Raw genomic sequence first — 11,757 nt, 5'->3', positions numbered from 1 at the left:
GCCCGGGTCCGCCGGATCGCCTTGGAGACCGCCTGCACCGCGTCCTCCTGGCCGATGACCCGCTTGTGCAGCTCATCCTCCATGCGCAGCAGCCGGGAGGTCTCCTCCTCGGTGAGCTTGTAGACCGGAATGCCGGTCCAGTTGCCCAGCACCTCGGCGATCTGCTCGTCGTCGACCTCGGACACCACGTCCAGGTCGCCGGCCTTCCACTCCTTCTCCCGCTGCGCCTTCTGACCCAGCAGGGTCTTCTCCTTGTCGCGCAGCTGCGCGGCACGCTCGAAGTCCTGCGCGTCGATCGCGGACTCCTTGTCGCGGCGCACCTGGGCGATGCGCTCGTCGAAGTCGCGCAGGTCCGGCGGCGCGGTCATCCGGCGGATACGCATCCGGGCGCCGGCCTCGTCGATCAGGTCGATCGCCTTGTCCGGCAGGAACCGGTCCGAGATGTAGCGGTCGGCCAGCGTCGCCGCGGCCACCAGGGCGGCGTCGGTGATGCTGATCCGGTGGTGCGCCTCGTAACGGTCGCGCAGGCCCTTGAGGATCTCGATGGTGTGCGCGAGGGACGGCTCGCCGACCTGGATGGGCTGGAAGCGGCGCTCGAGCGCGGCGTCCTTCTCCAGGTGCTTGCGGTACTCGTCCAGAGTGGTGGCGCCGATGGTCTGCAGCTCACCACGAGCCAGCATCGGCTTGAGGATCGACGCGGCGTCGATCGCGCCCTCGGCGGCACCCGCACCCACCAGGGTGTGGATCTCGTCGATGAACAGGATGATGTCGCCGCGGGTGCGGATCTCCTTGAGTACCTTCTTCAGGCGCTCCTCGAAGTCACCGCGGTAGCGGGAACCGGCGACCAGCGCACCCAGGTCGAGCGTGTAGAGCTGCTTGTCCTTGAGCGTCTCGGGCACCTCGCCCTTGACGATCGACTGGGACAGGCCCTCGACGACGGCGGTCTTGCCGACGCCCGGCTCGCCGATCAGCACCGGGTTGTTCTTGGTCCGGCGCGACAGCACCTGCATGACCCGCTCGATTTCCTTCTCCCGGCCGATGACCGGGTCGAGCTTGCCCTCCCGGGCGGCCTGGGTCAGGTTGCGCCCGAACTGGTCGAGCACCAGCGACGTGGAGGGGGCCGCCTCACCGGTGGCCGTGCCGGCCGCGGCCGGCTCCTTGCCCTGATATCCGGAGAGCAGCTGGATGACCTGCTGGCGGACCCGGTTGAGGTCGGCGCCGAGCTTGACCAGCACCTGGGCGGCGACGCCCTCACCCTCGCGGATCAGGCCGAGCAGGATGTGCTCGGTGCCGATGTAGTTGTGGCCCAGCTGGAGAGCTTCCCGCAGGGAGAGCTCAAGAACCTTCTTGGCGCGCGGCGTGAACGGGATGTGCCCGCTCGGCGCCTGCTGGCCCTGACCGATGATCTCCTCGACCTGCTGCCGCACTCCCTCGAGGGAGATGCCGAGGCTCTCCAGAGCCTTCGCGGCAACGCCTTCGCCCTCGTGAATCAGGCCTAGCAGGATGTGCTCAGTACCGATGTAGTTGTGGTTGAGCATCCGGGCCTCTTCTTGGGCCAGGACGACAACCCGTCGCGCTCGGTCGGTGAACCGCTCGAACATGCCCTCGTGCTCCTCACGTGCCGTGCGCCAATGCTGAGCCTGTCTCAACAGCTGGCGGGGCCAGCGCACGGGCATCGGTGATGCCCGTGCTGTAACTCTATCGCCGCCGACGGGCTCCGCTGGGCCCTCGCAGCCCTTCGAAACGATCCGCAACGTTGATTTAGCCAACTTCGCACGCTCAACGGCTGTTCCCCCACCCGAACGTGTACGCGTACAGCGAAATCCCCACGATCCACAGGCTGTGGATAACGTCCATGATCCCTGTGGATAACCTGGGGACAGATACGCCGAGAGGGCGCGCCGATCACTTGATCAGCGCGCCCTCATCAGCCGGGAAGCCCCGCCGCATCCGAAGTAAGCCCGGCCACGACCGGAGCCGAAGGCGAAGGGCAGGACCGGGACGGCCGTTCAGGCCCGTCCCGGTCCCTTCGCGTGGAACTCGTCCACGATCTCCTGCGGGATCCGGCCCCGGTCGGAGATGTCCTTCCCCGCCTTCTTCGCCCACTCGCGGATTGCCTTGTTCTGCTCCCGGTCGGCGGTCGCCCCACCCCGGCCGCGCGCCGCGCGGCCGCCGACGACGACGCCACCGCGAGCCACCTTGGTGCCGGCGTCGACGTAGGGCTCGAACACCTCCCGCAATTTCGCGGCGTTCTTCTCCGAGAGGTCGATCTCGTACTGAATGCCGTCGAGCGCAAACTTCACGGTCTCGTCGGCGTCGCCGCCATCGATGTCATCGACCAGCTTGTGAATGATCTGCTTGGCCACGCGCGGTTATCCTCCCGAACACAGGTTCTCTCCCCAGCAATGGGAAGACAATAACGCCAGGGACGCATAGCCCGTCAATGGCGGGGGAGATAATGACGAGTGGCTACTCCGGCCGGACCAACGGGAAGAGGATCGTTTCCCGAATGCCGAGGCCGGTGAGCGCCATCAACAGCCGGTCGATTCCCATTCCCATGCCACCGGTGGGCGGCATTCCGTACTCCATGGCCCGGAGGAAATCCTCGTCGAGCTGCATCGCTTCGGCGTCGCCACCGGCCGCGAGCAGGGATTGTGCCTGCAGGCGATCGCGCTGGATGACCGGGTCGACCAGCTCGGAATACGCGGTGGCCAACTCGAAGCCGGCGACGTAGAGGTCCCACTTCTCGGTCAGGCCGGGCGTCTCCCGGTGCGGCGCGGTGAGCGGGGCGGTCTCCTCCGGGTAGTCCCGGACGAACGTGGGCGCCTGCAGGGTCGGCTGCACGAGGTGCTCGAACAGTTCCTCGGCCAGCTTTCCGGCACTCCACTTCGGGTCCACCGAGAGCTGCACCTTTTCCGCGTACCGCTGCAGCTGGGCGAGGTCGGTGCGCACGGTGACCTCCTCGCCGAGCGCCTCGGAGACCGAGCCGAAGAGGGTGATCTGCGCCCACTCGCCGCCCAGGTCCAACTCGGTGCCGTCGTGATGGGTCACCACGTGCGATCCGGAGACGGCGAACGCGGCCTCCTGAATCCACTCCTGCACCTGCTGCTGCATCACGTTGTAGTCCGCATACGCCTGATAGGCCTCGAGCATCGCGAACTCCGGCGAGTGCGTGGAGTCCATGCCCTCATTCCGGAAGTTGCGGTTGATCTCGAAGACCCGCTCGATGCCGCCGACCACGGCGCGCTTCAAAAATAGTTCCGGAGCGATCCGCAGATAAAGATCAGTGTCCAGTGCGTTGCTGTGCGTCACAAACGGGCGAGCGGCCGCGCCACCGTGCAGCAACTGCAACATGGGCGTTTCCACCTCGAGATAATTGCGGCGGAACAGCGACTCGCGCAGGCTGCGGATCACGGTGGACCGAGTACGCACCACCTCGCGCGCCTGGGGCCGGACGATCAGATCGACATAACGCTGCCGAACCCGGGTCTCCTCGGAAAGCGGCTTGTGCGCGACCGGAAGCGGGCGCAGCGCCTTGGCGCTCATCGTCCAGGAATCGGCGAGAACGGAAAGCTCGCCGCGGCGGCTGGTGATCACCTCACCGGTGACGGCGACCAGGTCACCGAGGTCGACCAGGCGCTTCCAGTCGTCGAGCGCCTCGGCGCCGACCTTGTCCAGGGAGAGCATTGCCTGCAGCTCGGTCCCGTCGCCGGCGCGCAGGGTGACGAAGCAGAGCTTCCCGCCGTTGCGAATGAAGATCACCCGGCCGGTGACCGACACGTGGTCGCCGGTGGCGGTGTCGGTCTCCAGGTCGGCGTAGCGGGTGCGGATCTCGGCCAGCTCGGCGGTCCGGGGCACGTTGACCGGGTAGGGCGCGACGCCGTCGGCCAGCATGCGGTCCCGCTTGCCCCGGCGGACCCGCATCTGCTCGGGAAGGTCCTCGGCGGGGTCGGTCGCTGGCGTGTTCTGCTCGGTCACGGCACGTCTTCCTGTGGATGGCGGGAAAGAGTCCTGGAAAGGGTACTCAGTGTCTTACCGGGGCGGAAAACCGAATTAAAAACCGCATAACGCGTCAGACGTTCCGCTCGTACACCATCCGCAGGCCGATCAACGTGATCATCGGCTCGTGCGCGGTGATGGTGTGGCACTCGTCCTTCACCAGCCAGGCCAGGCCGCCGGTGGCGATGACCGCCCGGACCGGGCCGATCTCCTCGATCATCCGCTCGACGATCCGGTCCACCTGCCCGCCGAAGCCGAAGTAGAGGCCGGCCTGCAGACACTCCACGGTGTTCTTGCCGATCACCGAGCGCGGCTTGGTCGGCTCGACCTTGCGCAGCTGGGCGGCGCGGGCGGCGAGCGCGTCGAAGGAGATCTCGATCCCGGGGGCGAAAGCGCCGCCCAGGAACTCACCCTTCGCGCTGATCAGGTCGAAGTTCGTGGTGGTGCCGAAGTCGACCACGATCGACGGTCCGCCGTAGAGGGCGTGCGCGGCCAGGGTGTTCACCACCCGGTCGGCGCCGACCTCCTTGGGGTTGTCGATGGCCAGCTGCACACCGGTCTTCACCCCCGGTTCGACGATCACGTTGGGCAGGTCGCCGTAGTAGCGCTTGAGCATCGTGCGCAGGTTGCGCAGCGCGGCCGGCACGGTCGAGCAGGCCGCCACGCCGGTGATCTCCACGGCGTCCCCGGCGAGCAGGCCGCGGAACATCAGACCCAGCTCGTCGGCGGTCGACGCGGCATCGGTCTTGATCCGCCAGTTGTGCACCAGCTTGTCGCCGTCGAAGGTCGCCAGCACGGTGTTGGTGTTGCCGATGTCAATGCAAAGCAGCACGACCGCCCCTAAAAATCAAAATCAAGAGCCCCATTGTGTACGGGGCTCAGCGCGGCCGGAGGTCCAGGGCGATGTCCAGGATCGGCGAGGAGTGGGTCAGCCCGCCCACCGAGAGGTAATCCACCCCGGTCGCGGCGTACGCGGCCGCCGTCTCCAGCGTCAGGTTGCCGGTGGCCTCCAGCTCGGCCCGGTCCCCGACCGCGGCGACCACCTCGGCCAGCGCCTGCGGCGTCATGTTGTCGCAGAGCAGGAAGGTGGCGCCCGCCTCCACCGCCTCCTCGGCCTCGGCCAGCGTGGTCACCTCGACCTGCACCGCCACGTCCGGGAAGGTCTCCCGCACCAGCCGGTACGCGGCGCTGATGCTCCCCGCCGCCAGCTTGTGGTTGTCCTTGATCATCGCGACGTCGTAGAGGCCCATCCGCTTGTTGGTGCCCCCGCCGACCCGCACCGCGTACTTCTCCAGCGCGCGCAGCCCGGGCGTGGTCTTGCGGGTGTCCAGCACGGTCGCCTTGGTGCCGGCCAACAGATCCGCCCACCGGCGGGTGTGCGTGGCGACCCCGGACATCCGGCAGATCAGGTTGAGGGCGGTGCGTTCGGCGGTCAGCAGCGCCCGGGTCGGCCCGGCGATCACGGCGAGCACGTCCCCGCGGCGTACCTGGTCGCCGTCGTTCGCGATCTGCTCGAAGGTCGCCGCGCCGGTGGAGGTCACCGCGAAGACCTCGGCGGCCACCGGCAGGCCGGCCACCACGCCGTCGGCGCGGGCCACCAGCTCGGCGGTGTCGACCTGGTCGGCCGGGATGGTGGCCTCGCTGGTCACGTCGACCGGCGGGGTGCCGAGGTCCTCGGCCAGCGCGGTCAGGACGATCCGCTCGATCTCGGCGAGGGCCAATCCGTACTCGTTCACGCGGTGCTCCCTGAAGGCAGTGTGTGGATTTCGGGTGCGATCCGCACCCGAGATCCACACGGAGGGATGGCGGTCACGCCATCTCCTGGAAGGTCTGGGTCAGCCGGCCGTCGGGCGAGACGGCGTCGAGCAGGTGGCCGCGCCATTCGTCGGCCGCCGTCGGGTGGTCCTCGCGCCAGTGGCAGCCGCGGGTCTCCCGCCGGCTCTGCGCGGAGGCCACCAGCGCGGCCGCCACGGTGAGCAGATTGGTCGCCTCCCAGGCCGCGGTGTTCGGCTTGGACCGCTGCTCGGAGAGGCGGGTCAGCTCCTTGGCGGCGGTGGCGAGCGAGTCGGCGGAGCGCAGCACCCCGGCGCCGCGGGTCATCGCGCGCTGCAGGTCGGCGCGGATCGCCGGGTCGGCCACCCAGGCGGATGCGGCGGCGGCGCGCACCGGCTCGGACTGCGGGGGCAGGTCGTGGGCCACGTCGTCGGCGATCCGCTTGGCGAAGACCAGGCCCTCCAGCAGCGAGTTGCTTGCCAGGCGGTTGGCGCCGTGCACGCCGGTGCAGGCCACCTCGCCGCAGGCGTACAGCCCCGGGATGCTGGTGCGGCCGTGCAGGTCGGTGCGGACCCCGCCGGAGGCGTAGTGCGCGGCCGGCGCCACCGGGATCAGGTCGGTGGCCGGGTCCACCCCGGCGGCCCGGGTGGACGCCATGATGGTCGGGAAGCGGCCCTCCAGGAACTCTTTGCCGAGGTGCCGCGCGTCCAGGTAGACATGGTCGGCGCCGGTCGCCCGCAGCACCCGGTAGATGCCCTTGGCGACCACGTCCCGGGGCGCCAACTCGGCGAGCTCGTGCTGCCCGACCATGAACCGCTCGCCGCTCTCGTCGACCAGGTGGGCGCCCTCGCCGCGCAGCGCCTCCGAGATGAGCGGGCGCTGCACCGAGTTGACCGTCCCGCTCACGAAGGACGTGGGGTGGAACTGGACGAACTCGACGTCGGTCACCTCGGCCCCGGCCCGCAGCGCCAGGGCGACGCCGTCGCCGGTGGAGACCGACGGGTTGGTGGTGGACGAATAGATCTGGCCCATCCCGCCGGTGGCCAGCACGACGGCCCGGGCCAGGATGGCGCCGACGCCGTCCTCGCTGCCCTCGCCGAGCACGTGCAGGGTGAGCCCGCAGGCCCGGCCGTCCGCGGCCCGCAGCAGGTCCAGCACCAGGGCATGCTCGACCAGCCGGATCCACGGGTCGCGGCGGACCGCCTCGTGCAGGGCGCGCTGCACCTCGGCGCCGGTGGCGTCGCCGCCCGCGTGCACGATGCGGTCGGCGCGGTGGCCGCCCTCGCGGGTCAGCATCAGGGAGCCGTCGGGGTTGCGGTCGAACTCGGCGCCGCGGCGGATCAGCTCGCGGATCCGCGCCGGGCCCTCCTCGACCAGGACCCGCACCGCTTCCGGGTCGCAGAGCCCGACTCCGGCGATCTCGGTGTCGTAGGCGTGCGCCTGCGGGGTGTCCAGGGGATCCAGCACCGCCGCGATCCCGCCCTGCGCCCAGCGGGTCGACCCGTCGTCGATGTTCACCTTGGTGACGACGGTGACGTGCAGGCCGTGCTCGCGCAGGTGCAGTGCGGCGGTCAGGCCGGCGATGCCGGAGCCGACCACCAGGACGTCGGTGGTCTCGGTCCAGCCCGGCTCAGCTGCGGCGAGCCGGCGGGGCAGCGCCGGAAGATCCGCGAGAGGTGACATGTGTTTCAGTACACTCCGCGTTCACGGGTCAGTCGCGGCGGGGGCACCATCAGTGGTCATCGTTACTTGTACTGGACCGGAAGGGCTTTCGTCCCCTTGCCCTTGAGCGACGACTTCAGCGCGGTCCCCTCGAGCCAGAGGTAACAGCGCACGCCGTGGTCGCCCTGCGCCCAGACGTCGGCGTTGCCGGGCAGTGACACCACGCCGGTGCGGTACTGGAGGTCCCTGTCGTTCGGCACCCCGACGTAGTCCGCCACCACGCCGCGGCAGCCCTCGTGGAACTCCTCCCAGGCGGTGTCGCCCTTGGGGTAGGAGGCCTTGGCCGGCGCGTTCCAGATCCCGGCGAACTCGGCGTCGTGCTCGTCGGTGCACTCGGCCGGGGGCATGGTGTCGATCGCCCCGGCGTCGTCCAGCTTGATGGCGTAGCAGGTCAGCATCAGGTCGGAGGTGCCGTTCACGAGGGCGCCGCGCAGGCTGCCCTGGCGCTGGACGAGGGCGCCGTCGTCCTCGATCGAGTCGAGTTCGACGACCTCGCAGCGGAACCAGCGGGCGCCACCGGTCCACGCGGCCGGCGACGGGTGGGTGACCCCGATCCAGAGCCGCGCGTGCCGCCACGGGCCGCCGACGTACTCGGTGGTCTTGGTATCGCAGGTCTGATAGGCCGCGCGGGCCGCCTTGGAGGTGTTGTCCGGCGGCTCCGCGGCGTCGGTCTTGAACTCACCGACGAAAACGGTCTCGGTGCGGTGCAGGACGTCGCAGTCGACCTCTTCGTAGGTGGCCCGCGGCCCGGCCTTGGCGAAGTTGGAGAGGTGGCAGGTCTCGGCGGCCGGCTGGAAGCCGCTCGCCGCGGCCATGGCGCCCCAGTTGTTGGTCAGGTCGCCGTCGACGTCACCGGCGTCGCCGCAGCCCGCGGCGGCCAGCAGCAGGCTCGCGGCGGCCAGTCCCCATCTGCGCATGAACCCCGCCTCCCGAGCCGCCGGTGTCCGGTTTGTCGATCATAGGATGATCGGTACGGATACCGGCGGCGTTCCGGAAAGTCAGCGGGCGCTCAGCGTGAGATCCCCCCGAACCAGGTCGTCGGCCATTCCGGCGACCGCCTCGGCCGGGTCCGCGCCCAGCTCGATGATCTTGTTAGCGGCGTCCACGTGCACGATCCGCGGCCGGTACGCCCGCGCCTCGGCGTCCTCCATCTGCCCGTAGGAAATCAGGATGACCAGGTCACCGGGGTGCACCAGGTGCGCGGCGGCGCCGTTGATGCCGATCACGCCGCTGCCCCGCTCGCCCGGGATCACGTAGGTCTCCAGCCGCGCCCCGTTCGTGACGTCGACGATCGCCACCTGCTCGCCGGGGATCAGATCGGCCGCCTCCAACAGGTCCTCATCGACGGTGACCGACCCGACGTAGTGCAGGTCGGCCTGCGTGACGGTGGCGCGGTGGATCTTCGACTTGAGCATGGTGCGGAGCATTCAGGCGCCCTTCTGGAGACGGAGCGGAACATTGTCGATCAAACGGGTGGTGCCGACCTTGGCTGCCACGAGCAGACGCGCCTCACCCTCGTCCGGGGCGGAACCGAGATCCGCACCGGTCAGGGCGAGGTAGTCCACGCGTACGTCTGGCTCCTCTGCCAAGATCTTGTGAGCTGCGGCCAGGACCGACTCGGGGTCGCTGCGCGCTGCGCCCTCGCGCAGAGCGCGAGAGAGCGCCAGCGCGGCCCGGCGCTGGTCCGGCGTGAGATAGCGGTTGCGGCTGGACAGGGCCAGGCCGTCCGGCTCGCGTACGGTGGGCACGCCCACGATCTCCACCCCGAGTTCCAGGTCGTCGACCATGCGCCGGATCAGGGCGAGCTGCTGGAAATCCTTCTCCCCGAAGTACGCGACGTCCGCACGGGTCAGCATCAGCAGCTTCTCGACCACGGTCAGCATCCCGGAGAAGTGGCCCGGGCGGCTCGCCCCCTCGAGGATGTCGCCGAGCGGCCCCGGGTGCATCGTGATCGACGGCGCGCCACCGGGATAGACGTCGTCGCGACCCGGGGCGAAGACCACCGCCACACCCTCGGCCGCGCAGGCCGCCACGTCGGCGTCGAGCGTCCGCGGGTACTTCTCGAAGTCCTCGTTCGGGCCGAACTGCAGCGGGTTCACGAAGATCGTGACCAGCACGAACGCGGACCGCTTACGAGCCTGGCGCATCAGCTCCCGGTGACCCTCGTGCAGCGCGCCCATGGTCATCACGACCGCGATCTCACCCTGCGCCAGGTCCAGCACGGACGCGAGCTCGGCACGGGTGTGCACCAGCGAGGTCATCGGGCCTCCATCGTCACAGCGGTACGGGCAAGGACGTCGAGCAGCGCGGCAGCGTCCTGCGGCCGGAGCCGTCCGGAGGCGATCGCCCGGTCGGCGGTCCGGCGCGCCATCGCCAGGTAGGCCGGGACGGCGTCGGCCGGAATCCGGTTCAGGTGCTTGGCGACGGTGCCGGCGTCACCCCGGGAGACCGGGCCGGTCAGTGCCGCGTCGCCCATCCGCAGTGCGTTGTCGAGCGCCGCGGTCAGCAGCGGCTCCAGCACCCGGCCGGGCCGTTCCACACCGGCCGAGCGCAGCAGTTCGGCCGCCTCGTTGACCAGCGTGACCAGGTGGTTCGCGCCGTGCGCCAACGCCGCGTGGTAGACCGGGCGGGCGTCCTCGGCCACCCACTCCGGCACCCCGCCCAGGTCGGCGACGAGCCGGGTGGCGAAGGCCCGGTCCGGCGTGGTGACCCCCCAGGCGATGCCGGGCAGCCGGTCCAGGTCGGAGTCCGCGCCGGTGAAGGTCATCGCGGGGTGCAGTGCCATGCCGTTCACATCGCCCAGAACGGCGAGTCCGTGAGCCCCTGAGGTGTGCGCCACGATCTGGCCGGCACGCAGCGCGCCGGTCTGGTCCAGGCCGGCGACCACCCCGGCCAGGGCGTCGTCGGGTACGGCGAGTAGAAGCAGGTCCTCGGCGGCGCGAGCGACCTCGTCAGCGGGAAGAATCGCGGCGTCCGGCAGCAGGCGCGCGGCCCGCTCACGGGAGGCGGCGGACACCGCAGCGGCGGCGACCACCCGGTGCCCGGCCGAGCTGAGGGCCGCGCCGAGCACAGCACCCACCCGGCCGGCGCCGACGACGCCGACGGTCAGAGCATTCATCTGTGGATCCAGTCCTCGAGTCGGGGTACCGGTCGAGCGCCAGTATGCGCCGGAATCACACGTTCGTCGCAACCCCTAGGGCCTATCTGATGGATCACGCGCCCCCGTCCGTTCGGCCGGGGGTGGGCGGTCCTGAGGCGCTGCCTACGCTGACTCCCATGGTGGCGATCGGCTGGCGGCTCGCGATGCAGGCGGCGCTCTACGGGTCCGGCGGCTTTTTCGTACGGCCCCGCAGCGGCCCGGCCGACCACTTCCGCACCAGCGTGCACGCCTCCCCGCTGTTCGCCGGCGCCGTGCTGCGGCTGCTCGAACGCGTCGACGCGGCCCTCGGCCACCCGGAGACGTTCGACCTGGTCGACGTGGGTGCCGGGCGCGGTGAGCTGCTCACCGTCCTGCGCCGGCTGATGCCTGACGATCTGGCCCGGCGGGTCCGGCCGGTCGGCGTCGAGGTGGTTCCCCGGCCGGACGGGCTGGACCCGGCGATCCGCTGGCGGCGCGACATCCCGGAGCCGGTGACCGGGCTGCTGATCGCCACCGAATGGCTGGACAACGTGCCGCTCGACGTGGTCGACACGGACGACGCCGGGCGGCTGCGCAAGGTGCTGGTGGACCGGGCCACCGGCGCCGAGACGCTGGGGCCACCCGCCGACCCGGCCGACCTGTTCTGGCTGAGCCGCTGGTGGCCGGAGCCGGGGCGGATCGAGATCGGCTGGCCGCGGGACACCGCCTGGGCGGACGCGGTGGCATCGGTACGCCGGGGTGCCGCCCTCTGCGTCGACTACGGGCACCAGCGTGCGGAACGGCCGGCGTTCGGCACGCTCACCGGATATCGCGACGGCCGGCAGGTGCCGCCGGTCCCGGACGGGAGCTGCGACGTGACGGCACACGTGGCCATCGACGCGGTGGCGGTCGCGGCGGGAGTCCCGTACCGAATGGTCCGCCAGCGTGCGGCGCTGAAAGCGCTCGGTGTCGACGGCGCCCGGCCACCGCTGGGGTTGGCCCGCACGGACCCGGCGGCGTACCTGCGTGCTCTCGCCGCGGCCGGCGCCGCCGGCGAGCTGATCGACCCGGCCGGGCTGGGCGAGCACTGGTGGCTCTGGCACACCGTCGGCGTGAATGTGCCGCTTGTCTGACACCATGCTCTG

General features: G+C 70.4%; 11 protein-coding genes. 1 reads left to right on the top strand and 10 read right to left on the bottom strand.

The window, feature by feature from the left end:
* The 10 genes from AB0F81_RS05555 to AB0F81_RS05510 all read right to left on the bottom strand — a co-directional run.
* Nucleotides 1-1,601, bottom strand: a 1,601-nt coding sequence (locus AB0F81_RS05555; RefSeq protein ID WP_360191387.1) for a Clp protease N-terminal domain-containing protein, incomplete at its 3' end; no start/stop codon positions are given.
* 408 nt (nucleotides 1,602-2,009) lie between these two features.
* Nucleotides 2,010-2,366, bottom strand: a complete 357-nt coding sequence (locus AB0F81_RS05550) for an Lsr2 family protein (protein WP_360191384.1) — start codon at nucleotides 2,364-2,366, stop codon at nucleotides 2,010-2,012.
* A gap of 103 nt (nucleotides 2,367-2,469) precedes the next feature.
* Nucleotides 2,470-3,978, bottom strand: a complete 1,509-nt coding sequence (gene lysS, locus AB0F81_RS05545) for a lysine--tRNA ligase (protein ID WP_360191381.1) — start codon at nucleotides 3,976-3,978, stop codon at nucleotides 2,470-2,472.
* Between the two features lie 94 nt (nucleotides 3,979-4,072).
* A complete protein-coding gene (locus AB0F81_RS05540) occupies nucleotides 4,073-4,831 on the bottom strand; it encodes a type III pantothenate kinase (RefSeq protein WP_360191378.1) in 759 nt (252 codons plus the stop codon).
* Nucleotides 4,832-4,877: 46 nt separating this feature from the next.
* On the bottom strand, nucleotides 4,878-5,735 hold the full coding sequence (gene nadC / locus AB0F81_RS05535; protein WP_360191375.1) for a carboxylating nicotinate-nucleotide diphosphorylase: 858 nt from the start codon (nucleotides 5,733-5,735) through the stop codon (nucleotides 4,878-4,880).
* Between the two features lie 73 nt (nucleotides 5,736-5,808).
* The gene (locus AB0F81_RS05530; RefSeq protein ID WP_360191372.1) at nucleotides 5,809-7,455 is read right to left on the bottom strand and encodes an L-aspartate oxidase; all 1,647 of its coding nucleotides are present in this window, start codon (nucleotides 7,453-7,455) and stop codon (nucleotides 5,809-5,811) included.
* Between the two features lie 62 nt (nucleotides 7,456-7,517).
* Complete coding sequence (locus AB0F81_RS05525; protein ID WP_360191369.1) at nucleotides 7,518-8,411, bottom strand: septum formation family protein; 894 nt, start codon at nucleotides 8,409-8,411, stop codon at nucleotides 7,518-7,520.
* Between the two features lie 81 nt (nucleotides 8,412-8,492).
* Complete coding sequence (gene panD, locus AB0F81_RS05520; protein ID WP_360191366.1) at nucleotides 8,493-8,921, bottom strand: aspartate 1-decarboxylase; 429 nt, start codon at nucleotides 8,919-8,921, stop codon at nucleotides 8,493-8,495.
* Complete coding sequence (gene panC, locus AB0F81_RS05515) at nucleotides 8,922-9,755, bottom strand: pantoate--beta-alanine ligase (RefSeq protein WP_360191363.1); 834 nt, start codon at nucleotides 9,753-9,755, stop codon at nucleotides 8,922-8,924.
* Entirely contained in the window at nucleotides 9,752-10,612 is an 861-nt protein-coding gene (locus tag AB0F81_RS05510; RefSeq protein ID WP_360191360.1) for a Rossmann-like and DUF2520 domain-containing protein, read from the bottom strand. Before AB0F81_RS05510 ends, panC begins: the two co-directional genes overlap by 4 nt.
* Nucleotides 10,613-10,773: 161 nt before the next feature.
* Here AB0F81_RS05510 and AB0F81_RS05505 point away from each other — a divergent pair, with 161 nt between their 5' ends.
* Nucleotides 10,774-11,745, top strand: a complete 972-nt coding sequence (locus AB0F81_RS05505; protein ID WP_360191406.1) for an SAM-dependent methyltransferase — start codon at nucleotides 10,774-10,776, stop codon at nucleotides 11,743-11,745.
* Nucleotides 11,746-11,757: the final 12 nt, after the last annotated feature.

Source organism: Actinoplanes sp. NPDC024001 (genome assembly GCF_040638955.1).
Lineage (GTDB): Bacteria > Actinomycetota > Actinomycetes > Mycobacteriales > Micromonosporaceae > Actinoplanes.
The sequence above is the reverse complement of the archived record's forward strand: the minus strand, read 5'-3'. Positions and strand labels throughout refer to the sequence as shown.